At 69.1% G+C, this 20482-nt stretch carries 23 protein-coding genes; 13 read left to right on the plus strand and 10 right to left on the minus strand.

The genetic code is table 11. The features are described from left to right. Positions 1 to 174: 174 nt before the first annotated feature. On the plus strand, positions 175 to 681 hold the full coding sequence (locus tag AC07YH_RS23210; RefSeq protein ID WP_494749276.1) for a hypothetical protein: 507 nt from the start codon (positions 175 to 177) through the stop codon (positions 679 to 681). Here AC07YH_RS23210 and AC07YH_RS23215 read toward each other — a convergent pair. From AC07YH_RS23215 to AC07YH_RS23230, 4 genes are all read right to left on the minus strand, one after another. Then, entirely contained in the window at positions 678 to 2975 is a 2298-nt protein-coding gene (locus AC07YH_RS23215) for a CHASE2 domain-containing protein (RefSeq protein ID WP_494749277.1), read from the minus strand. The genes AC07YH_RS23210 and AC07YH_RS23215 overlap by 4 nt on opposite strands. Then, the gene (locus AC07YH_RS23220; protein ID WP_494749278.1) at positions 2972 to 4306 is read right to left on the minus strand and encodes a FecR domain-containing protein; all 1335 of its coding nucleotides are present in this window, start codon (positions 4304 to 4306) and stop codon (positions 2972 to 2974) included. The genes AC07YH_RS23215 and AC07YH_RS23220 overlap by 4 nt, the downstream gene beginning before the upstream one ends. Before the next feature lie 2 nt (positions 4307 to 4308). After that, positions 4309 to 5127: a response regulator transcription factor gene (locus AC07YH_RS23225; protein ID WP_494749279.1), complete on the minus strand. Its 819-nt coding sequence runs from the start codon at positions 5125 to 5127 to the stop codon at positions 4309 to 4311. A 78-nt stretch (positions 5128 to 5205) separates the two neighbouring features. Beyond that, positions 5206 to 6414, minus strand: coding sequence for a winged helix-turn-helix domain-containing protein (locus AC07YH_RS23230; RefSeq protein ID WP_494749280.1), 1209 nt, complete (start codon positions 6412 to 6414; stop codon positions 5206 to 5208). A gap of 70 nt (positions 6415 to 6484) precedes the next feature. Between AC07YH_RS23230 and AC07YH_RS23235 the strand changes: the two genes are divergently transcribed. Next, positions 6485 to 7327: an aldose 1-epimerase gene (locus AC07YH_RS23235; RefSeq protein ID WP_494749281.1), complete on the plus strand. Its 843-nt coding sequence runs from the start codon at positions 6485 to 6487 to the stop codon at positions 7325 to 7327. Between the two features lie 142 nt (positions 7328 to 7469). On the opposite strand, the gene AC07YH_RS23240 is transcribed toward AC07YH_RS23235, so the two are convergent. After that, positions 7470 to 8768 (minus strand): lytic murein transglycosylase, encoded by a 1299-nt coding sequence (locus tag AC07YH_RS23240; RefSeq protein WP_494749282.1) that lies wholly within the window; start codon positions 8766 to 8768, stop codon positions 7470 to 7472. 230 nt (positions 8769 to 8998) lie between these two features. On the opposite strand from AC07YH_RS23240, the gene ykgO reads away from it, so the two are divergent. The 7 genes from ykgO (at position 8999) to AC07YH_RS23275 (ending at position 12627) form a co-directional block, all read left to right on the plus strand. Next, positions 8999 to 9124: a type B 50S ribosomal protein L36 gene (ykgO, locus tag AC07YH_RS23245; RefSeq protein ID WP_004616427.1), complete on the plus strand. Its 126-nt coding sequence runs from the start codon at positions 8999 to 9001 to the stop codon at positions 9122 to 9124. After that, positions 9124 to 9741: an HAD family hydrolase gene (locus AC07YH_RS23250; RefSeq protein ID WP_494749283.1), complete on the plus strand. Its 618-nt coding sequence runs from the start codon at positions 9124 to 9126 to the stop codon at positions 9739 to 9741. Before ykgO ends, AC07YH_RS23250 begins: the two co-directional genes overlap by 1 nt. Before the next feature lie 25 nt (positions 9742 to 9766). Next, the gene (locus tag AC07YH_RS23255) at positions 9767 to 10642 is read left to right on the plus strand and encodes an NAD(P)-dependent oxidoreductase (protein WP_494749284.1); all 876 of its coding nucleotides are present in this window, start codon (positions 9767 to 9769) and stop codon (positions 10640 to 10642) included. Between the two features lie 75 nt (positions 10643 to 10717). After that, on the plus strand, positions 10718 to 10987 hold the full coding sequence (gene gapR / locus AC07YH_RS23260) for a nucleoid-associated protein GapR (protein ID WP_125159195.1): 270 nt from the start codon (positions 10718 to 10720) through the stop codon (positions 10985 to 10987). A 48-nt stretch (positions 10988 to 11035) separates the two neighbouring features. Beyond that, positions 11036 to 11374, plus strand: coding sequence for a hypothetical protein (locus AC07YH_RS23265; protein WP_494749285.1), 339 nt, complete (start codon positions 11036 to 11038; stop codon positions 11372 to 11374). A 78-nt stretch (positions 11375 to 11452) separates the two neighbouring features. Further along, complete coding sequence (locus AC07YH_RS23270) at positions 11453 to 11941, plus strand: hypothetical protein (RefSeq protein WP_494749286.1); 489 nt, start codon at positions 11453 to 11455, stop codon at positions 11939 to 11941. 221 nt (positions 11942 to 12162) lie between these two features. Then, positions 12163 to 12627 (plus strand): hypothetical protein, encoded by a 465-nt coding sequence (locus tag AC07YH_RS23275; protein WP_494749287.1) that lies wholly within the window; start codon positions 12163 to 12165, stop codon positions 12625 to 12627. Positions 12628 to 12640: 13 nt separating this feature from the next. Here AC07YH_RS23275 and AC07YH_RS23280 read toward each other — a convergent pair whose 3' ends face one another. Together AC07YH_RS23280 and AC07YH_RS23285 are read right to left on the minus strand one after the other, a co-directional pair. After that, a complete protein-coding gene (locus AC07YH_RS23280; RefSeq protein ID WP_494749288.1) occupies positions 12641 to 12742 on the minus strand; it encodes a hypothetical protein in 102 nt (33 codons plus the stop codon). Beyond that, on the minus strand, positions 12742 to 14211 hold the full coding sequence (locus tag AC07YH_RS23285; protein ID WP_494749289.1) for a sigma-54-dependent transcriptional regulator: 1470 nt from the start codon (positions 14209 to 14211) through the stop codon (positions 12742 to 12744). Before AC07YH_RS23285 ends, AC07YH_RS23280 begins: the two co-directional genes overlap by 1 nt. 161 nt (positions 14212 to 14372) lie before the next feature. Here AC07YH_RS23285 and AC07YH_RS23290 point away from each other — a divergent pair, with 161 nt between their 5' ends. Both AC07YH_RS23290 and AC07YH_RS23295 read left to right on the plus strand, forming a co-directional pair. Continuing rightward, positions 14373 to 14744: an MmcQ/YjbR family DNA-binding protein gene (locus tag AC07YH_RS23290; RefSeq protein ID WP_494749290.1), complete on the plus strand. Its 372-nt coding sequence runs from the start codon at positions 14373 to 14375 to the stop codon at positions 14742 to 14744. A 5-nt stretch (positions 14745 to 14749) separates the two neighbouring features. Beyond that, positions 14750 to 15397 (plus strand): hypothetical protein, encoded by a 648-nt coding sequence (locus AC07YH_RS23295; RefSeq protein WP_494749291.1) that lies wholly within the window; start codon positions 14750 to 14752, stop codon positions 15395 to 15397. On the opposite strand, the gene AC07YH_RS23300 is transcribed toward AC07YH_RS23295, so the two are convergent. Beyond that, positions 15394 to 15837: an META domain-containing protein gene (locus AC07YH_RS23300; RefSeq protein ID WP_494749292.1), complete on the minus strand. Its 444-nt coding sequence runs from the start codon at positions 15835 to 15837 to the stop codon at positions 15394 to 15396. The genes AC07YH_RS23295 and AC07YH_RS23300 overlap by 4 nt on opposite strands. 99 nt (positions 15838 to 15936) lie before the next feature. Here AC07YH_RS23300 and AC07YH_RS23305 point away from each other — a divergent pair, with 99 nt between their 5' ends. Further along, entirely contained in the window at positions 15937 to 17727 is a 1791-nt protein-coding gene (locus AC07YH_RS23305; RefSeq protein WP_494749293.1) for a M3 family oligoendopeptidase, read from the plus strand. A gap of 112 nt (positions 17728 to 17839) precedes the next feature. Continuing rightward, positions 17840 to 19195 carry an ABC1 kinase family protein gene (locus AC07YH_RS23310; protein ID WP_494749294.1) on the plus strand — a complete coding sequence of 452 codons (1356 nt, stop codon included), beginning with the start codon at positions 17840 to 17842 and terminating at the stop codon, positions 19193 to 19195. Positions 19196 to 19347: 152 nt separating this feature from the next. Here the strand turns inward: AC07YH_RS23310 and AC07YH_RS23315 are convergent, their stop codons facing one another. Together AC07YH_RS23315 and AC07YH_RS23320 are read right to left on the minus strand one after the other, a co-directional pair. Continuing rightward, the gene (locus tag AC07YH_RS23315; protein WP_494749295.1) at positions 19348 to 19935 is read right to left on the minus strand and encodes a hypothetical protein; all 588 of its coding nucleotides are present in this window, start codon (positions 19933 to 19935) and stop codon (positions 19348 to 19350) included. Next, on the minus strand, positions 19925 to 20425 hold the full coding sequence (locus tag AC07YH_RS23320; RefSeq protein WP_494749296.1) for an RNA polymerase sigma factor: 501 nt from the start codon (positions 20423 to 20425) through the stop codon (positions 19925 to 19927). Before AC07YH_RS23320 ends, AC07YH_RS23315 begins: the two co-directional genes overlap by 11 nt. Between the last annotated feature and the right edge of the window lie 57 nt (positions 20426 to 20482).

The raw sequence follows: 20482 nt of genomic DNA on the forward strand, positions 1-20482 counted from the left end.
GGGGAGGGAGGGCCTTGTCCTTGGAGACGCCCTCACCTTGCGCTTGTCGGCGCCGAGAAACTTGTACGGAACGATCGGTTTTTGCCCAGGCTGGCGACGATCCCTCAGCCGGCGTGACCTGGAGAGCGACCGGCGTTATCGTTCCTCAATTCCACGGGTCGAGGGGGAGTGACCATGCGCGCAAGCGGCGTTCTGCTGGCCGGGGCTTGCCTCGTGCTCCTCACGGCCTGCGCCACGCCCCGGGCCATCGGCCAGGGCGACGCGACCGGGCTGAAGGGGCTGGCCGCCTATGCCAGCTCGGCCGATGGCGCGGACGCCGCCTTCGCCAAGGCGGTGCAGACCCGGGCCATCGATTCCCTTGGCGGAGCAACGGGCGGCCAGGAGGGCGGCGGCAAGCCCGCCTACCTCGTCCAGGTCGGGGTGGCGGTGGCCCCGTCCCATGTCGGGGTCTCCAGCGCGGCCGGAACCCTCGACGACAAGGCCTGGCGCAGTCCGGCCGAGCGGGAAGCCTGGTGGCGGCCTTGGCAAAGCAAGGGGCCGGCCAGGACCGTGACCCTGGCGGTGCTGGAGGCCGGCACGGGCAAGACCGTGGCCTGGTCGTCGATCCGGGTGCGCAAGGAAGAGCCCGCAGCGGTAGCCGACCTGCTGGTCGCGGCCCTCAAGCCGGCCGCGAAAGGCTAGTTCATCGCCGCCGCGACATGGCGCGGCAGGCGCACGGTGAACTCGGCACCGACGCCGGGCGCGCTGCGGCACGAGACCTCGCCACCGTGGCGGGCGACGGCCGCCTGCACGAAGGCCAGCCCTAGGCCCACGCCATTGACCGCGAAGTCGTGGCCCGGCCGCTCGAACCGCTGGAACGGCCGGAAGGCGGTGGCCGCCTCCTCGCGCGAGAAGCCCGGCCCCTGGTCGGCGATGGCGACATTGGCGGTCGGGCCGCTGGACGAGGGCTGCTCCGACAGGCTGACGGTGATGGTCGAGCCCTCGGGGCTATACTTCACCGCATTGCCCAGCAGGTTGACCAGGGTGCGGGCCAGCACGCCGCGATCGCCCAGCACGGTCAGGGCGTCGTCGCCGCCGACCTGCTCGATGCGGATCTTGCGCTGGATCGATTGGGGCCAGACCTCGTCGATGGCCTCGACGGCGATGTCGGTCAGATCGACCGGCTCCAGATAGACCGGCGTCACCTCGGCCCGCGCCAGCTGCACGAAGCCGTCGGCCAGGGCCAGGGTCCGCTTGGCGTAGGCGGCGATGCGGTCGGACAGCTCCGGCGGCACGTCCGGCGTGGTGGCCAGCAGGGCCAGGATCGAGGTCTGCGGCGAGCGCATGTCGTGGGTCAGCAGTTGCAGCGCCTGCTCGCGCTGGCGCATGGCCGCCGTCAGGATCGAGATGTCGGCGAGGCGGACGATCCAGCCGGCGGGGGCGCCGGTCTCGTCCTTGCGGAACACGGTCTGCAGCTGGAAGGCCCGGCCGTCGGGCAGGTGCAGGTCGATCGGCTCGTGGCGCTCTGTCGCCTGCGGCCAGTCCAGCTCGAAGCGATGGCCCAGCGGGTCCAGGGCGTTGATCAGGTCGGCCAGAGAGGAGCCGGCCAGGACGATCTGGCTGGGCTTGAACAGCGCTTGGGCGGCCGCATTGGCGGCGATCACCCGGCCCCGCGCGTCGGCGACCAGGGTGGCGTCGGGCAGGCTGAACAGGGCGTCGGCCGAGAACCGGCGCAGGTCGTCCATCTGGGTGATGGCCTCGCCCAGGTCCGAGGCCTGGCGGGCGACGACATCGGTCTCGAAGTCGGCCGGGGCGGCCTTGCGACCGCGCACGATGCCGCGCACGCGGGCCAGCTCGCGGCTGAGCAGGTCGTTGACCCGACCCAGCTGGCCCCAGCCCCAGACGAGGGCGATGATCTTCAGGCCCAGCACCGTGGTGATCGGCGACAACCAGACCTGGCCTAGCCAGAACATCGCCGCCGAATAGGCCAGGCCGACCAGGCACAGGCCGATGGTCAGCACCAGGTTGGCGCGCGGCGGCAGGACCAGGAACCCGATCATCAGCAGCCACATCAGGGTGAGCGTGAAGGCCACGCGGCTCCACGGTCCGGCGGGCTTGACCATCAGGCCGCTGCGCAGGCCGTCCAGTACGCTGGCCTGCAGCTGCACGCCGGTCATGCTGGCTGCGTCCGGGGTCACCGGCGTCGGGAAGGCGGGGCCCAGGCCCGGGGCGGTCAGACCCACGAACACGGTGCGGCCGGCGATCAGCGAGGGCGGGGCCTCGCCGTCCAGCACGCTGGAGAAGCTGACATGGCGGTAGATCGACGGCGGACCGGCGAACGGGATCAGCAGGGTCTGGTCGAAGCCACGGGTGATGTCGCGGGCGCCGACGGTGTGGGTGGCGCGATGGACGAGGGTGACCAGGTCCGGGCTCAGGCTGGCGCCGTTGATCTCGAACGGGGCCATGCGGCGGACCACGCCGTCGTCGTCGAAGCGGACATGGGCCAGGCCGACGCCGGCGGCGCCCTGGGCGATGGCCGGCACCGAACCGATCACGCGCGAGGCGGTATCGCCGCCGCCGGCGGCCAGGAACTGCGGCAGGTAGACCCGGCCCGAGCGCGTGATCGCCTCGCCCAGCGCCTGGTCTTGGGCCGGATCACCGGCCTCGCTGAACAGCACGTCGTAGACGATGGTCTTGGCGCCGGCGTCGGTCAGTTGATCGACCATCCGGGCGTGGGTCTCGCGCGACCAGGGCCAGGCGCCCAGCTGGGCCAGGCTGCGGTCGTCGATGTCTATGATCAGGATCGACGGATCGGCCGGCCGGCCATTGGCGCGGGCCAGGATATCGTACAGCACATTGTCCAGCCGCCTGGGCGGGGCGATGGCGAAGAACACCATGACCAGGCTGGAGACGATCGCCAGCAACAGCCAGGACAGCAGTCGGCCGGTGGGGCGCGACGCCTGACGCGGCGACGGGCGGGACGCGGCGCTGGTCACTTCCCGATCTGCAGCTGTTGCAGCGAGCCGAGCTTCTCGGTCACCGCGCCGTCCTTGAAGCGCACGGCGGCCACGCGCCAGAAGTAGCCGCCGGGCGGCAGGTCGGTCAGGGTCAGCTGGGGCTCGGTCAGGCCGGGCTGGTCGATGACGGGGGCGGTCTTGGCCTCGGCGTCGGAGAACAGCTGGAAGCGGTAGTTGCGCATGCCGTCGCCTGCCGCGCTCCAGCGGAACAGGAACTTGCGATGCTTGCCCTCGCGGCTGTCGGTCGGCGCGCCGGCCGTCAGCGTGTTGAGGTCGCGGTCGAAGCTGTAGTCGGACGGGAAGCCTTCCAGCCCGTTCGGATCGATCGCGGTCAGGCGGACGAAATAGGTGCCGTTCGCCAGCTGGCTGAAGTCGGCGGTCGGCCACTCGCGGGTCGTGGTCTGGGTCTTGGCCTCGGCGAAGATGTCGATGAAGCCGGCGTCGCGGGCCAGCAGCAGGCGGTAGGACGCCGCGCCCGGCACCGGCTGGACGGTGAAGCGGACGATGGCCTCGCCCTGGGTCTGGCCGCCGGGACCCATCTTCGGGCCGGGCAGCAGGGCGACCGGGGCGCTGACGCCGCTGGCCGACGCACCGACGCCGAAGCCGGCCGCGACCGGCGGGCCGTCCGGCTGGGCTTGGCCCGCCCCGACCCCGACCGCGCCTTTCAGCACTTCGGTCTGGCCCTTGTCGCCGTCCGCGCCGACGCGGAACTCGGTGCCGCGCACGGCCGAGACCGACACCGGCGTGCGCACCTCGAACCGGGCGCCCGGCGTCGTGGTCGGCGTCGCCGAGATCGTGCTCTTGCCCTGATCCAGCTGGAACACCCGCTGGGGCGCGTTGTTGATCAGCACCTGGCGCAGCTTGGAGATCCGCACGCGGGTGTTGGACGGCAGGGTGACGCGCGAGGCGTCCTCCAGCTCGAAGGTGGCGAAGGCGCCGGGGCCGGTGCTGACCACCTGGCCCTCGGTCAGCGGCATGCCGACCCGGGCCGGGGCGCGCTGGCCGTTGGTCTCGATGAACACCGGGCCGGTGAAGGCCGACAGGCTGGCGGCGATCGGCGTCGACTTCAAAAGGTTGGGGTCGATGTTCAGCTGCGAGCCGGGCCGCAGGCGCGTGGGCTGGGCCACGCGGTTGGCCTTCTGCACGGCGCGATAGTCGCCCGGGCGGTTCATGTAGCGGCTGGCGAGACCGATCAGGGTGTCGCCCGGCTTGACCATATAGGCCACCGGCGGCTCGGCGCCCTGGGCGCTCGGGCCCGCCGCCAGCATCAGTGCAGCCAGAAGAAGGCCCGCCCCCGCAGCCCTGGTCATGTCTACTCTCCCCCGCTTGCCGCGGTCGTCTCGGGATCACACGCTTCCAGACGATAACCGAAACCGTAGACCGTGCTCAGCCGGAATCCGTTGGTCGGGCGCAGGTGCAGCTTGGCGCGCAGGCGCGAGACGTGCGCATCCAGGGTGCGGGTCTCCAGGTCCGGCCGCTGGCCCCAGATGCGGCGCAGCAGATATTCGCGCGACAGCGGGCGGGACAGGTTGTTGAACAGCAGGGACGCCAGCTGGAATTCCTTGGGCGTCAGGGCCTCGACCTGGCCGGCCCAGCTGGCGGTGTGCGCGCCGGGGTCCAGGCGATAGGGGCCGTGCTGCTCGACCTGCGGCGAGGCCGAAGGACGGTGGATGCGGCGGGCCACGGCGTTGACGCGGGCCAGCAGCACCTGCGGCTGCAGCGGCTTGACGATGTAGTCGTCGGCGCCGGCGTTCAGGCCTTCCACCAGGTCGGCCTCGACCGAGCGGCTGGTCAGCAGCAGCACCGGCGGGGCGGTGACCGGGTCCTCGCGCAGCAGGCGCAGGGTCTCGACGCCCGACAGCTCGGGCATGTTCCAGTCGAGGATGATCAGGTCGAACGTCTGCTTGCGCAGTTCCGCCAGCAGGCGCGAGGGCGTCGTGAAGCTGGTGCAGACAAAGCCTGCCGGATCCAGAACCGAAGCGACAAGCGCATTATGGCTTTGGTCGTCGTCTAGAAGGGCGACTTTCATGCGCTCACTTATGCTGGGAAGTGGCGCGTCCCGCGGGGGAGCGGAACGCGCCGCGGGAAGCCCGTTGTCTGTGGGGTGACGAGCAGGCGACCAGCCAGTCATTATTATCGCGCCCCGCCCCGGGTTGCTCGTTTTCCGACTGCGTTTTTACAATGCTTTACAGTCCGGTCGAGCAAGCTTTCATGTCGGAACGCTGACGATCGTACCCAACTTGGGCGCGAGATCGCCTTTTGGGCGAACTTCGACGTGTGAAAGCCCAAGCCAGGCAGCCATTACGGTCAATTCGGCGGCCAGACGCGCGGCGGTGTCATCATCGGCGTCCGGCTCGCTGTGGGCGGCCAGGACCAGCAGCTTGCCCGCCTTGCGGTCGGCTTTCAGGTCGACGCGGGCGGTGATCGCCTCGTCCTGCAGGAACGGCAGCACATAGTATCCGTGGGTGCGCTTGTCGGCCGGGGTGTAGATCTCCAGCCGGACGCGCACGCCGAACATCCGCTCGGTCCGCTCGCGGAACCAGATCAGGTTGTCGAACGGCGAGAGCAGGGCGGTGGTCTTGATCGAGCGCGGCCGGCGAGCCTTAGGCCAGAGGTAGGCCGGCTGGTCCCAGCCTTTCACGGCCACCTTGGTCAGCGTCCCGTCGGCGACCAGGGCGGCCACGCCGTCACGGGCGTCGGCCACGCCCAGCCGGAAGTAGTCGCGCAGGTCCCGCTCGGTGGCCACGCCCATGGCGCGGGCCGAGATCTTCAGCAGCTGGCGGCAGGCCTCGGCGCGGCTGGGCGTCGGGGTGTCGAGGATCGCCGGCGGCAGCACCTTCTCCGGCAGGCCATACACCCGCTCGAAGCTGTTGCGCCGCGTGGCGGTGGTCAGGCGGCCGGTCCAGAACAGGCACTCCATGGCCCGCTTGCCCTCGCTCCAGCCCCACCAGCCGCCTTCGCCCTTGGCGCCCAATTCCAGCTCGGACGCCGCCAGCGGACCGCGCTCGGCGACGGCGGCCAGGGCCTGGTCGATGAAGTCGGCATGGCTGCGCAGGAAGGCCGAGACGTTCTTCCACACGCCGACGCCGTCGAGGGCGTCCTGCATCCGCCAGCGCAGCAGCGGGTGGGTGGCGAGCGGCGTCAGCGAGGCCTCGTGCGCCCAGTATTCGGCGAGCGCCGGCTTCTTGCCCCAGGCCAGGTCCTCCAGCAGCGTCCGGTCGTAGGACCCCAGGCGCGAGAACAGCGGCAGATAGTGCGAGCGCGAGACGACATTGACCGAGTCGATCTGCACGACGCCCAGAGCCTCGATCGTCGAGAGCAGATGGCGCTTGCCGGGATTGGCGGGCCGGGGCCGCCCGAAGCCTTGCGCCGCCAGGGCGATCCGCCGGGCTTCCTTCGCGGAGAGGGTCTCGACCATGGTCGCAGTTGAACTTGCGTCGGGATCCGGCGCAAGGCAGTGAGACCGCTAACAATTGGGAGGTGACGCCATGACCGTAATCGAAAAGGGCCCGGCCCGTCTGGTGCTGACTCCGGACGTCGGCGGCGCGATCGCGGCCTTCACGATCGAGGGCCGCCACGTGCTGCGGCCGATGGTGACCGGCGCGACCGACGCCTTGGCCTCGGCCTGCTTCCCGCTGGTGCCGTTCTGCAACCGCATCCCCAACGGCCGCTTTACTTTCGAGGGGCGCGACTACGTGCTGCCGCCCAATCTCGGGACCCATCCGCATCCGCTGCACGGCCAGGGCTGGCGCAATCCGTGGACGGTGGAGAAGGCCGACGGCGGCGAGGCGGTGCTCTCCTATACGCACGCGGCCGACGTCTGGCCCTGGGCCTATCGCGCCGAGCAGCGGTTCACGCTCAGCGAAAACGGCCTGCGCCTGGAGCTGACGGTGACCAATACTGGCCCGAACGCCATGCCGGCGGGCCTTGGCTTCCACCCCTATTTCCCGGCGCGTGAGGGCGAGACCCTGACGGCGGCCAATGACGGGGTCTGGATGATCGACAAGGACGTCCTGCCGACCACGCATCACGCCGGCGTCTGGGGACCGGACTGGGCGCATGGCGCAGGCGTGGCGGGCCACGAGCTGATCGACCACTGCTACACCGGCTGGGATCAGAAGGCGGCGCTGACAGCTCCTGGCCAGCCGACGACGACCATCACCGCCTCGGCCGAGTGCCGCTGGCTGCACGTCTATGTGCCGCCGGGCCAGGGCTTTCTGTGCGTCGAGCCGTGCGCCAGCCGTCCCAACCCGTTCGGAGAAGGGGAGACCGGCATGGTGACTCTGGCGCCGGGCGAAAGCCGATCGATTTGGATGGAGGTTCGCTCCTGACCCCTCTCCTTTAGGGAGAGGGAGGGGCCCGCGCGAAGCGTGGGAGGGTGAGGGGTTACGGCGTCAGCCGAAGTGCCGGCACGCCGTCATCCCTCGTAACCCCTCACCCCAACCCTCTCCCTATGGGAGAGGGAGCTGTTCCTTACGGGTTGATCCCCGCCTGCGCCTTCAGTCTGCTCACCATATCGTTCGACAGATACCCGTCGGCCGGCAGCTGCTGGCTCTGCTGCCATGCCCGCAGGGCCTTGCGCGTCCCCGCGCCGATGACGCCGTCAGCGGGACCAGGATTGAAGCCGACGCGGGCCAGGGCGATCTGGGCGGCCATGCGGTCGGACATGTTTAGCGGGGTCTCGACCGGCCAAGGCGTGACCGGCGCTGCGCCGCCGCCGAAGCGGTCGGCCAGCAGACCGATGCCCAGGGCGTAGGACGTCGAGTTGTTATAGGTGCGGATCGCGAAATGGTTCGGCAGGGCCAGGAACGCCGGACCCGCCGCGCCCGACGGCAGGATCAGCATGGCCAGCGACGCCGCATCGGCCGCCGTCCACGGCAGGCCGTCCGCGCGGCGCACGCCGCGCGCTTCCCACCAGGCGGGGACCTGCTTCTCGACCTCGGTGACCGAATAGTCGAAGCCGGCCGGCAGGATCACTTCCTTGGCCCAGCCCACGCCGGGCTTCCAGCCGCCCTTGGCCAGCAGGTTGGCGGCCGAGGCCAGGCTGTCCGAATCCGAGCCCCAGATGTCGCGGCGGCCGTCGCCGTCGAAATCCACGGCGGTCGAGCGATAGCTGGACGGGATGAACTGGGTCTGGCCCATGGCCCCGGCCCACGAGCCCCGCAGCTGGGCGCGGGTGACCTCGCCCGAATCGATGATCTTGAGCGCGGCGATCAGCTCGCCCTCGGCCCAGGCGCGGCGGCGGCCGTCGGCGGCCAGGCTGACCATCGAGCGGACGACGTCGAAATTGCCCTGCAGCTGGCCGAACGCCGATTCCATGGCCCAGACGGCCAGCAGGATGTCGCGCGGCACGCCATAGCGGGCCTCGATGGTCGGCAGGTAGGTCAGCTCTTCGCGCTTGCGGCGGCCCACGGCCACGCGGTCGTCGCTGATCACGCCCTTGATGTAGTCGCCGACCGGCTTGGAGAACTCCGGCTGGCGGCTGTCCAGGCTGATGACCTTGGGATCGGGCGTCACGCCGGCCAGCTCGCGGTCCAGCAGGGCGGGCGAGAGACCAGCGGCCAGGGCGCGGCCCCGGAAGTCCTGCAGCCAGGTGTCGAAGGCCATTTCGCCGGCCGGCACGGGCGTGGCCGGAAGCGGCTGCGGGGCTGCCGGAGTCTGGGGCTTGGGCGCGGGCTGAGGCGGCGTGATCGCCGTCAGGGGACCTTGCGGAGAGGTGTCCGCGCAGCCGGCGAGCAGGAGGACGAGGAAGACGCGACGATCGATGGCCATGCCTGGGAAGCTACCGGGGTTCGTGTAAAAGCTTCAATCACAAGCACGCCAGGGCGGTGAAGTTCCCCCGAAAGGCCTTGCGTACACACGTCAAACACATTGCGTTGACGCATCAAACGCATTGACTCACGCACGTGCCCTGCTTATACGCACCGCCTCCGAAACACCCCGGAAGTTCCGGCCGTATTCTGCGCGCCCGAACCTCTCCGCCGACAGTACAGAGACCGGTCATGAAGGTTCGCAGCTCGCTGAAGTCGCTGAAGGGTCGCCACCGCGACTGCAAGATGGTTCGTCGCAAGGGCGTCATCTACATCATCAACAAGACCGACCCGCGCTTCAAAGCCAAGCAAGGCTAATGACCTTGACGCGTCCCAGAGCCGTTCTCTGGGATGTCGGCAACGTCATTGTGCGCTGGGACCCCCGCGCACTGTACGCGAAAGTGTTCAAGGAACCGGCCGATCTCGACCGGTTCCTTTCGCATGTCTGCACCATCGATTGGCACATCGCGCACGACAAGGGCGTCGGCTTTCCGGAGAACGCCGCGCCGCTGATCGCGCGCTTCCCCGAACAGGAAGCCGAGATCCGGGCGTGGGGCGAGCGCTTCCATGAGATGCTGTCGGGGCCGATCCCCGAGACCGTCGCGGTGATCGACGCCCTGGCGGCGCGGGACGTTCCGCAGTTCGCCCTGACCAACATGCCCCAGAGCAAGTGGCCGGCGGTGCAGGCGGTCTCGCCCGCGCACTTCGGCTATTTCCGCGACGCGATCGTCTCGGGCGACGAGGGCGTGATCAAGCCGGACCGCCGCATCTACGAGATCGTGCTGGAGCGGACGGGCCTTGCGGCTTCCGACCTGCTGTTCATCGACGACAGCATCGCCAACATCGTGGCGGCCGATGCGATGGGCTTCCACACGCACCATTTCACCGATCCCGCGGCCCTGCGCGCCGCGGTCGAGCGACACGGCCTGCTTTAGTCCCCTTCGGTTCGGGAGTTCCCGCATGAACGTCGGTTTCATCGGTCTGGGCGCCATGGGCGCGGCCATGGTGCGCAACCTGCTGGGCAAGGGCGTGTCGGTGACGGTGTGGAACCGCTCGCGCGCCATCGTCGATGAACTGGCCGCCGAGGGCGCGACGCCTGCCGCCAGCGTCGACGAGGCCTTCGAGGCCGACATCGTCCTTTCCATGCTGGCCCACGACCAGGCCATGCGCGACGTGCTGCTGGACAGCGGCGTGCTGGCCAAGGCGCGCAAGGGCGTCGTCCACATCAACCTGGCCACCATCTCGACCGCCCTGGCCGCCGAGCTGTCGGCCCTGCACGCCGAGCTCGGCCTCGGCTACGTCGCCTCGCCGGTGTTCGGCCGTCCGCCCGTGGCTCAGGCGGGGGGCCTGAACGTCCTGGCCGCCGGCGCGCCTGACGCTGTCGCCAAGGCCATGCCCGTGCTGGAGCTGCTGGCCGCCAAGGTCTGGCCGCTGGGCGAGGACCCCGTCCGCGCCAACGCCCTGAAGCTGGCCGGCAACTTCATGATCGTCTCGGCCATCGAGAGCATGGGCGAGGCCGTGGCGCTGGGCGAGGCCTATGGCGTCGAGGCCCCTGAGCTGCTGGACATGCTGTCGAGCACCCTGTTCGCCGCGCCGATCTACAAGATCTACGGCGCCATGATCGCCGAGCGCCGCTACACCCCGCCGGGCTTCCACGCCGAGCTGGGCCTCAAGGACGTGCGCCTGGTCCTGGATGCCGCCGAAGCCAAGGGCCTGTCCATGCCGCTGGCCGATCTGGCCGAGGCGAGTCTGGAATCGCTGCTGGGCGGGGAAGAGAAGAACCTGGATCTGGCCGCCCTCGCCGAGATCGCGCGAGGACGTGTGGAAGGTCGCTGAATCGCGCTTCCCAGGGGCGCGCGTTCGCACTAGGTTCCGCGCCTCCCAATTCCAGCCTCTCGCGAGACTTCCCGCATGGCCGACGACGCCGTTCCCCACGCAGACGTTCTGAACTCGACCGCCCAGGGTCAGCTGAAGTCGATCATCGACCGCGTCGAGCGCCTCGAGGTCGAGAAGACCGAGATCATGGAGCAGATGAAGGAGGTCTACGCCGAGGCCAAGGGTAACGGCTTCGACGTCAAGATCCTCAAGAAGGTGGTCCGCCTGCGCAAGCAGGACCGCGCCAAGCGCCAGGAAGAGGACGCCATCCTGGACCTGTACCTCTCGGCCATCGGCGAGATCTAAGTTTTTACCGGGTGCGCTGGCGCGCAGGGTCGGGGATAGTTCTCCGCGATGCGCGCCAAACCGCCCGATCCTAAAGAGCAGGCCAAGAAGGCCGCGCTGAACGCCCTCAAGCGGGCGAAACGCGCGGCCGAGAAGTCGGGCATCGAACTCTCCGAATGGGAGGGTGAGTTCCTGACCAGCGTCGCCCAGCGCGTCGAGACCTACGGCCGGGCCTTCGCCGATCCCGAAAAGGGCGCGCGCGGCCAGGCCCTGTCGGGCAACCAGACCATCAAGCTCAAGGAAATCGCCCGAAAGGCCAAGGGTGAGAAGAAGCCCATGAGCCGGGGCAAGGGCTTCCAGCGGCGCGGTCGCGAGCCCGAACCCGAGCCGGAAAGCGACGAAGACTGATCCTGGCGCGACCAGGCCAGGTCTCGGAGCGAGCGCTTCGGGCCTAACCTCCTTCCCAGGGAATGGGAGGGAAATCTCATGGAAAACAGCAAGTCACCGCGCCACGTCGCGCTGACCATCCTGCTGGGGACGGCCGTGGCCGGGACCCTGGATATGACCGAGGCCTGCCTCTACTGGGGCGTCACCAAGGGCGTGCCGCCCGAGCGGATCTTCCACAGCGTGGCCAGCGGCCTGCTGGGCAAGGCGGCCTTCGCGGGCGGCGCGGCGACGGCGGCGCTGGGGCTGGCCGCGCACTTCTGCATCATGGCGGTGATGGTCGCCTGCTACGTGCTGGCCAGCCTGAGGCTGCCGGTCCTGACGCGGCGTCCCGTGGCCATGGGCCTGGCCTACGGCCTGGCGACCTATGGGGTGATGAACTACGTCGTCCTGCCCCTGTCGCAGGCCAGGCACGGCGGGCCGTTCGTGCTGTCCACCTTCGTGAACAATCTGGGCGCGCACCTTTTCATGGTCGGCGTGCCGATCGCCCTGGTCGCCGCCTGGCGCGCGGGGCGATCAGAGATGTCCTAGATTTTCAACCTAAAAGAATTACTAGAAACTACTGTTCTTTGAGTGACATTAAGAGCTTGGTAATATCCTGAGCCGAAAATGTGAATAACTGTAAAGATTTGAATACTCATCGCTATGAGGGTTCTGGGTCGCGGGCGGGTCGCGGCTCCAGTCTCGAGGCACGCGGGCGCAAGCCTGGATCGGTGTCGAGCGGACTCCATGGCTCTGCCGGATCAAGGACAATGGCGACCACCTATCAATACCTGCTGCGCCGCAAGGCGGAGCTGGAAACCCGCATCATTGAAGCTCAGAAGCGCGCCCAGGCGCCGTTCGAGAGCGAACTCAAGGCCATCACCCTGGCGCTGGACGCCCTCAAGACCGCCGGCATGTCCGAGCGGCTGACATCCGATGAGCCGGCGACCTTCGCGCCGCCCACGCCGGGCAAGCGCGGCCGGCGTGGGCGCTCGACCCGCGACATGATCCTGATGACGCTGGCCCAGGCCGCAGGCCTGAACCCGGCGGAGATCGCGCGCCAGCTGGAACATCGCTGGAGCCGGCCAGCGACGCCGACCCTGGTCATGCGCGAGCTCGAGCGGCTGGAGATCGAGGGCCTGGCCCGGCGGTCCGACCACGGCTGGGCTCGCATCGAGGAGGCCGCCACAAACGAAGAACGGCCAAGCTTCCGCCTGGCCGCTCCCGGACACTAGTTCGGTCGTCGCTCTAGCGCGCCGGCTTGCCCGACACGGCCGGGCGGGCCGGCTTCAGCAGCGCCTTCAGGCGCTGCTCGCGCGAGAGCGGGCGGAAGATCATCAGGCTGGCCATCAACCGGTCTCCTTCATGTCGACCTCGATGCCCTGCTCGCGAACCTTGCGATAGAGGGTCGAGCGGCCGATGCCGAGGCGGCGAGCCACTTCGCTCATGTGGCCGGCATAGACGTCGATGGCGTGCTGAATAAGGTCGCGCTCGATGTCCTCCAGCGTCCGCAGGTGACCGCGGTCGTCGAGGATGCGCACGGGCGCCTCGGCCGCCGTCGGGGCGGACATGGCGGCGTGGGCGGCTTGCAGCAGGGCGGCCGGCGGCGGCGAGGGCGGGATCGAGACGGCCTCGATCGGCGCGGCCAGGCCCGAGATGGCCGGGAAGTCGTACGGCTGCAGATACGGAGCATCGGCCAGCACGATGGCGCGATAGATCGTGTTCTCCAGCTGGCGGACATTGCCCGGCCAGTCGAAGGCGGTCAGCAGCTGCAAGGTCTCGGGCGAGGCGCCGATGACGCGCTTGCCTTCTTCCACGTTGAAGCGACGGATGAACGCCTCGACCAGGGCCGGGATGTCCTCGCGACGCTCGCGCAGGGACGGGGCCTCCAGCGGGAAGACGTTCAGGCGGTAATAGAGATCCTCGCGGAAGTGCCCGACCGAGACGGCCTGTTGCAGGTCGCGATTGGTGGCCGAGACGATGCGGACATCGACCTTGATCGAGCGCTTGGAGCCGATCGGATCGATCTCGCCCTCTTGCAGGGCGCGCAGCAGCTTGACCTGGATGTCCAGCGGCAGTTCGCCGACCTCGTCCAGGAACAGGGTGCCGCCGTCGGCTTCCTTGAACTTGCCCAGGTGCTTGTCGCTGGCGCCGGTGAACGAGCCCTTCTCGTGGCCGAACAGGATCGACTCGACGAGGTTCTCGGGGATGGCGCCGCAGTTGACGGCCACGAACGGCTTGCCGGCGCGGTCGGACGAGCCGTGCACGGCGCGAGCGATCAGCTCCTTGCCGACGCCGCTTTCGCCGGTGATCAGCACGGGGATGGCGCTCTTGGCCGCCCGTTCGCCCATGCGCTTGACCATGGTCATGACCGGCGAGGCGCCGATCAGGTCCGCGAAGGTGGTCTTGCCCACCGCGCGCTTGGTCAGGCGCTCGACCTCGCCCTTCAGGTCGCCCATCGACAGGACGTTGCGGATCGAGACGGTGATGCGTTCCGGCGAGGCCGGCTTGATGAAGAAGTCGGCGGCCCCGGCCTGCATGGCCTTGACCACGGTGTCGACGCCACCGCTGGCGGTCAGCACGATCACGGGCTGGGTGAAGCCCCGCGCGCGCATCTCCTTCAGCGTCTCCTGGCCGTTCAGGCCGGGCATGACGAGGTCGAGCAAGATCACGTCGGCGGGCGCGCCCGAAGTCAGGTGCGCGATGGCCGCGTCGCCGCCTTCGGCGTGTGCGACCGCGAAGCCTTCGCGCTCGAGCACCGCCTGGATCAGCCGACGTTGTGTCGGGTCGTCATCGACGACTAGGACCGTTTTGGTCATAGGGCACATCCACCAGAACCGGCCATGCCCACATGGAGCACGGCTCTTGTTGGTTCAGAGTGATACAGGTCGGGGGTAAACATCGGCTTTCGAAGACGTGTCCTGAAGCCTAAGGTTTAGGCTTAACAGGATCTTGCCCCAGGGACGGAAGAGCGCGGGTCGTGGTGGGTACGGAACAACTCCAGGCGCTGGCCCTAGCGCTGCCGGAAGTGACCGGCGGGGTCGGCGAAAATGGCCAGATCGGCTTCGAGGTCGGCGGCAAGGGCCTGGCCTGGAGCTATCTGGCGCGCCCTACGCCCAAGGCCAAGCGCGTGCTGATCCCCGGCGTCGTCGCCATCCGCTGCACGATGGACACCAAGGAAATGCTGCTGGAGGCCGCGCCCGAGCGGTTCTTCACCGACGACCACTATCGGAGCTATCCGGCGGTGCTGGTGCGGCTGGCCGAGATCGAGGCCGACGAACTGGCTGGACTCCTGCGGCAGGCCTGGAAGATCGTGGCTCCTAAGGCGATCGCCAAACGGTACGAGGTCTGAGGCGCATGTTCGTTGGACACTATGCGGCGGCGCTGGCCGCCCGGGCGGTCGAGCCGCGCGCGCCGCTGTGGAGCTACGTGCTGGGTTGCCAGGCCATCGACGTCGCCTGGAGCGCCCTGATCATGGCTGGCGTCGAGAAGGCGTCGATCGATCCCAGTCTGCCGGGCAGCGCCCTTGTCCTTTCGCACATGCCCTACACCCACAGCCTGCCGGCGGCGGTGCTGTGGTCGCTGGCCGTCGGGGGCAGCTTGATGGTGTTGCTGAAGCTGCCCAGGCGCGCGGGCCTCTTTATCGGCCTGGCGGTGTTCTCGCACTGGCTGCTGGATTTCCTGGTCCATCGTCCGGACCTGCCGCTGCTGTGGAGCGGGCCGAAGGTGGGCCTTGGCCTCTGGAACCACGCGGTGCTGGAGGAAGCGGTCGAGATGGGCTTGCTGGCCATGGCCGGCGCGGCCTGGGCCTGGCGGCGCGGCGTCGAGGGGCGCAGCTGGAAGGGCGCGGTCGGTTTCCTGGGTTTCCTGCTGCTGTTGCAGCTGATCCCGCTGCTATCGCCCCTGGGTGGAGACCCTGTCGCCATGGGCGGTACGGCCCTGACCGCCTATCTGGTCACCTGCGTCTTCGCCTGGATGGCCGAGCCCTATCCGGTCAGGGCCTAGAGCAGGCCCAGGCGCCGGAAGACCAGCACCTCGCCGTCGGCGGTGGTCAAGGTCATCTGGCCATTGTGCAGCTTGTAGCGCACGGCGCGCGCAAAGGTCGCGAGCAGCGGCTGATCGTCGAAGCACGAGCCCACCTGCGGCGGATCGATGGCGATGTCGCCGAAGCTACGCTGGTAGCGCACGTCGTAACGCCTGCACGCCGTCCGCAGGCTGACCTCGTCGCGCTTCCGGGGCGCGGCCGCGTCCATCAAGAGGCTGAAGCTACCGCGCGAGGCGTGGCCGAAATGGACGCGCAGGACGCCGGGCGCGACCGCGTTCTGGTTCCATCTCGCCAGCTCCCAATTGGCCTCGAACCCCAGCCGCGACAGCGTCAGGAAGAAGCCGCCGAGCACCAGCGCCGCCATCACGATTCCGTCCCGCCACAGCTTGAAGCTCGACAAAGGGTTCGTCTCCAGGTTCGCCACGTCTCTAGCGTGTGCGACCTTAAGGGGCGGCTAAGCGATTGCGCAGGGCCGGGGGCGAGGCCTATCTCCTAGGGCATGAACGCCCCCTTCAAGCCCGACGCCCCGCCCGAATGGAACCTGGCCGACCTCTATGTCGGTCGCGACGATCCGCGCATCGAGACCGACCTTTCCGCCGCCAAGGCCGCCAATGACGAGCTGGCCTCGCTGGAGGGCATGTTCCTCGAGGCGCGCAGGGAGCCGGCGCGCCTGGGCGTGCTGCTGGATCGCGGGATAACGCTCTATGAGCAGGCCACCAACGGCCTGTGGGGCGTCGGGGCCTATGCCGGACTGGAAGCCGCCGTCGCCCGCGACGATCCGGCCTGGGCCAAGTTCGAGGCCGACCTGCGCGCCCGCTCCTCGCAGATCGCCGCCGAGAGCCTGTTCTTCACGCTGGAACTGAACCAGCTGGAAGACGCCGAAATCGCCAAGGCGCTGGAGGCTCATCCCGACGCCGCCCGCTGGACGCCGTGGCTGCGTCGCGTGCGCCTGTCGCGGCCGCACGAGCTGTCGCCGGAGCTGGAGCGCTTCATCGTCGACAAGGGCCCGGCCGTTGCCAACTGGGTGCGGCTCTATGACGAGACCCTGGCCAAGCTCACCGCCAAGACCGGCGAAGAGACCCTGACCCTGCCCGAGGCGCTGAACCGCCTCTCCGATCCCGACGTCGCGCGCCGCAAGGCCGCCGCCGACGGCTTGGCCCAGGCGCTGGAAGAGCGCGCCTCGACCCAGGCCCTGGCGCTGAACACCCTGGCCTTCGAGAAGCAGGTCGAGGACCGCTGGCGCCGCTACGACACGCCGGCCCAGTCGCGGCACCTGGCCAACGAGGTCGACGGCGACGCGGTCGACGCCCTGGAGCAGGCGGTGGTCGAGGCCTATCCGCGCCTGTCGCACCGCTACTATGCGCTGAAGGCCAAGGTCATGGGTCGCGACAGCCTGGACTACTGGGACCGCAACGCGCCCCTGACCGCCGCCGCCCCACGCGCCTACGCCTGGGATGAAGCGCGCGGCATGGTGCTGGAGAGCTTCCAGGACCTGGCCCCCAAGTTCGCCGACGCCGCCCGGGTGTTCTTCGACCAGCCTTGGATCGACGCCCGTCCGCGTCCGGGCAAGCAATCGGGCGCCTTCGCCCATCCGGTGACCGCCGACCGCCACCCGTTCGTGTTCATGAACTACATGGGCGAGCGGCGTGACGTGCTGACCCTGGCCCACGAGCTGGGACACGCCGTTCACCAGACCCTGTGCGCGCCGCTGGGCACCCTGCTGGCCGACACGCCCCTGACCCTGGCCGAGACCGCCTCGATCTTCGGCGAGGGCCTGGTCTTCGACCGCCTGCTGGCCGAGGCGACGCCCGAGGACCGCAAGGGCCTGCTGGCCGGCAAGATCGAGGATGGCCTCAACACCGTCGTCCGCCAGATCGCCTTCCACCGCTTCGAGCGCCGCTTCCACGAGGCCCGCCAGGAGGGCGAGCTGTCGCCCGACCAGATCGGCGGCCTGTGGCTGGAGGTGATGGGCGAGAGCCTGGGTCCGGCCGTGAAGCTGAACCCCGGCTACGAGCACTACTGGGCCTATGTCAGCCACTTCTGCCACGCGCCGTTCTACGTCTACGCCTATGCGTTCGGCGACCTGCTGGTGCGCGGCCTGATGGAGAAGCGCCGCGAGGACCCGGAAACCTTCGCGCCGCTGTACGAGGACCTGCTCGCGGCGGGCGGCACGCGCACCTATGTCGAGGCGCTCAAGCCGTTCGGCCTCAACCCGCGCGACAAGGCGTTCTGGGCCGCCGGCTGCGCGCAGCTGGAGCGGCTGGTGGACGAGTTCGAGCGACTCGTCTGACGCCGTGCGTTCGTCCTCGTCCTTCGACAGGCTCAGGATGAGGACGAAGAGATGCCGGGTTGTATCCGTCACCTCATGCTGAGCCTGTCGAAGCACGAGGTGACGCGGCACGATGGCTGACGATCGTAACGACCCCGAACGCGACCGGCTCTCGGGCCGGCTGTCCCGTTTCGCCAAGGTCGGCGCTGGCCTGTCGGGCGCGGCCGTGTCCTACGGCGCCAACCGTGTGTTCGGCGGTGACGAGGCCGACGCCCGCAACGCCAAGGCGTTGAAGGCGGCGCTGGGCGGTCTGAAGGGCCCGCTGATGAAGGCGGCCCAGATGTTCGCCACGGTGCCCGACCTCCTGCCGCCCGAATTCGCCAAGGAGTTCGCCGAGCTGCAGACCAACGCGCCGGCCATGGGCTGGCCGTTCGTGCGCCGGCGGATGGCGGCCGAGCTGGGGCCGGACTGGCAAGGCCGGTTCGCGACCTTCGAACACGAGGCCGCCGCGGCCGCCTCACTGGGCCAGGTGCATCGCGCTGCGACCCACGACGGCCGCGCCATTGCGGTCAAGCTCCAGTACCCCGACATGCAGAGCGCGGTCGAAAGCGATCTGGGCCAGTTGCGCGCCCTGATCGGCCTCTTCAAGCGCATGGACGGCTCGATCGACCCGACCGAGATGATCGTCGAGATCGGCGACCGCCTGCGCGAGGAGCTGGACTACGAGCGTGAAGCGAAGATGATGTCCGTGTACGGAAACTTCTTCGCCGGGCGTGACGACATCCGCACGCCGACCCCGGTTCCGGAGCTATCGACGGGGCGGCTGCTGTCGATGAGCTGGCTGGACGGTCAGGGCCTGCTGGCCTTCAAGAGCGCCCCGCAGCAGACCCGCGACCGTATCGCCGCCCTGCTCTTCGAGGCCTGGTGGAGCCCGATGACCCACCTGGGGATCATCCATGGCGACCCGCATCTGGGCAACTACAGCTTCGGCGGGGAGGGGGCTTCGCACCTGAACCTGCTCGACTTCGGCTGTATCCGGGTGTTCCCGCCGAAGTTCGTGGCGGGCGTGGTGCGGCTCTATCGCGCCCTCTCCAACGACGACCGCGCCGAGCAGATCGAGGCCTATCGCACCTGGGGCTTCCAGGGGCTGACCGATGAGCTGGTCGACACGCTGAACGTCTGGGCCCGCTTCATCTACGGCCCGCTGCTGGACGATCGGGTCCGCACCGTCGCCGACGACGTCCCGCCCGGCGAGTACGGCCGCCGCGAGGCCTTCAAGGTCCGCCAGGCCCTGAAGGCGGTCGGTGGCATCACCATCCCCCGCGAATTCGTGTTCATGGACCGCGCGGCGATCGGCCTAGGCGCGGCGTTCCTGCATCTGGGCGCCAGCCACAACTGGCGGGCGCTGTTCGAGGCGTCTCTGGAGGGGTTCTCGGAAGAGGCCGTGGCGGAGCGGCAGGCGAAGGCGCTGGCGGCGGTGGGGCTCTAACGTCTCCGCCCACAAAACCCGTCTTCCCGGCGAAAGCCGGGTCCCAGATGGAAGAGCGCTGGGGTGGGCTCCAAGAACGCGACGCTCTTCCAATCAGCCCAAGCGCTTTGGGATCTGGGCCCCGGCTTTCGCCGGGGAGAACGGAATGGGGGCTACTCGTACTCAGCCAGCAACGCCTCCAGCCGCCGCTGCTCGGGTTTCATCACCCAGTAGAACCGCAGCGTATTCCACCCGAAGCTCGCCAGCAGCGCGCCACCACAAAGCGCCAACGCCTGCACCCCCGCCGCGCTGTCCATCTTCCCCTCGCGCTGCAGCCGCTCGATCGCGAACCACATCGGCATGATGAACACCGGGGCCATCATCCAGAACACGTGGTAGTTCTGCCGCGCCGCCTGGTTGCGGGCCAGGAGGCCGGCCAGGGTGTCGCGCATGGGCTGGCCGGTGTCGCGCGTCCGGGCCCGGAAGCCGTTCCAGAACACCGCGATCATCACGATCCAGCAGACGCCCAGCATGGCCATGCCGGGCCAGCCGTGGAAATCCCCGCCGCCGCGCAGCACGGCCGCGCCGGCGATCACGGTGAAGGCGCTCATGGCCGTGAACGGGATCGCGGCCAGCAGGAATTCCATCCGGCGGCGGGCTTTCAAGGTGGTCATCAGTTCCTCCATCAGTCGGGCTTGCTGGGCTTCGGAAGGGCGGTTGGCCTCCGACCGCCAGGCCTGTTCGAGGCGCTCAAAGTCCATCGGCGTCCTCCTTCACTAGGGTCGCGAGTCGCTGGCGCAGGCGGGTCAGCCGCGCGCCGACATTGCTTTCCGAGAGGCCGTGCAGCCGGGCGATCTCGCCATAGGCCACGCCGTCCAGCGACAGCAGGACCAGCGAGCGCTCGACCGGCGCCAGGGTGCGGATGGCCGCGTACAGGCGCTCCAGCAGCGGGCCCTGCGGATCCTCGCCGGCGTCATGGACCAGCAGCTCGGCCTCGATCAGCACGCCGCGCAGCCGCCGACGGACCTCGCCCCGCTTCCAGGTGAGAGCGGCGTTGTGGGCCACGCGGTGGGCGAAGGTCCCGGCCGCGCTCTGCTCCCGGAACCGCGGCCGCGCCTTCCACAGCGCCACCGTCAGCTCCTGCAGCAGATCATGCTGATCCGCCGGCTCGGCGAACGCCCGCGCCGTCCGGTGCAGCATCGGCAGATGCGGCCCCAGCCAGTCGGCGAAATCGTCCTCGGTTCGGCTCATCTGTCCCCCGTTTCGAAAGGTTAGATGCCGGCCGGGGCCCCGTCCTTACGGAAGGCT

This window comes from Caulobacter sp. GW456-12-1-14-TSB4, assembly GCF_059424195.1.

What these genes read in the sequence shown, in the direction of transcription:
- AC07YH_RS23210 (WP_494749276.1), top strand. Translation starts at nt 175, where the DNA reads ATGCGCGCAAGCGGCGTTCTGCTGGCCGGGGCTTGCCTCGTGCTCCTC.
- AC07YH_RS23220 (WP_494749278.1), bottom strand. Translation starts at nt 4,306, where the DNA reads ATGACCAGGGCTGCGGGGGCGGGCCTTCTTCTGGCTGCACTGATGCTG.
- AC07YH_RS23225 (WP_494749279.1), bottom strand. Translation starts at nt 5,127, where the DNA reads ATGACTGGCTGGTCGCCTGCTCGTCACCCCACAGACAACGGGCTTCCC.
- AC07YH_RS23230 (WP_494749280.1), bottom strand. Translation starts at nt 6,414, where the DNA reads ATGGTCGAGACCCTCTCCGCGAAGGAAGCCCGGCGGATCGCCCTGGCG.
- AC07YH_RS23235 (WP_494749281.1), top strand. Translation starts at nt 6,485, where the DNA reads ATGACCGTAATCGAAAAGGGCCCGGCCCGTCTGGTGCTGACTCCGGAC.
- AC07YH_RS23240 (WP_494749282.1), bottom strand. Translation starts at nt 8,768, where the DNA reads ATGGCCATCGATCGTCGCGTCTTCCTCGTCCTCCTGCTCGCCGGCTGC.
- ykgO (WP_004616427.1), top strand. Translation starts at nt 8,999, where the DNA reads ATGAAGGTTCGCAGCTCGCTGAAGTCGCTGAAGGGTCGCCACCGCGAC.
- AC07YH_RS23250 (WP_494749283.1), top strand. Translation starts at nt 9,124, where the DNA reads ATGACCTTGACGCGTCCCAGAGCCGTTCTCTGGGATGTCGGCAACGTC.
- AC07YH_RS23255 (WP_494749284.1), top strand. Translation starts at nt 9,767, where the DNA reads ATGAACGTCGGTTTCATCGGTCTGGGCGCCATGGGCGCGGCCATGGTG.
- gapR (WP_125159195.1), top strand. Translation starts at nt 10,718, where the DNA reads ATGGCCGACGACGCCGTTCCCCACGCAGACGTTCTGAACTCGACCGCC.
- AC07YH_RS23265 (WP_494749285.1), top strand. Translation starts at nt 11,036, where the DNA reads ATGCGCGCCAAACCGCCCGATCCTAAAGAGCAGGCCAAGAAGGCCGCG.
- AC07YH_RS23270 (WP_494749286.1), top strand. Translation starts at nt 11,453, where the DNA reads ATGGAAAACAGCAAGTCACCGCGCCACGTCGCGCTGACCATCCTGCTG.
- AC07YH_RS23275 (WP_494749287.1), top strand. Translation starts at nt 12,163, where the DNA reads ATGGCGACCACCTATCAATACCTGCTGCGCCGCAAGGCGGAGCTGGAA.
- AC07YH_RS23280 (WP_494749288.1), bottom strand. Translation starts at nt 12,742, where the DNA reads ATGGCCAGCCTGATGATCTTCCGCCCGCTCTCGCGCGAGCAGCGCCTG.
- AC07YH_RS23285 (WP_494749289.1), bottom strand. Translation starts at nt 14,211, where the DNA reads ATGACCAAAACGGTCCTAGTCGTCGATGACGACCCGACACAACGTCGG.
- AC07YH_RS23295 (WP_494749291.1), top strand. Translation starts at nt 14,750, where the DNA reads ATGTTCGTTGGACACTATGCGGCGGCGCTGGCCGCCCGGGCGGTCGAG.
- AC07YH_RS23305 (WP_494749293.1), top strand. Translation starts at nt 15,937, where the DNA reads ATGAACGCCCCCTTCAAGCCCGACGCCCCGCCCGAATGGAACCTGGCC.
- AC07YH_RS23310 (WP_494749294.1), top strand. Translation starts at nt 17,840, where the DNA reads ATGGCTGACGATCGTAACGACCCCGAACGCGACCGGCTCTCGGGCCGG.
- AC07YH_RS23315 (WP_494749295.1), bottom strand. Translation starts at nt 19,935, where the DNA reads ATGGACTTTGAGCGCCTCGAACAGGCCTGGCGGTCGGAGGCCAACCGC.
- AC07YH_RS23320 (WP_494749296.1), bottom strand. Translation starts at nt 20,425, where the DNA reads ATGAGCCGAACCGAGGACGATTTCGCCGACTGGCTGGGGCCGCATCTG.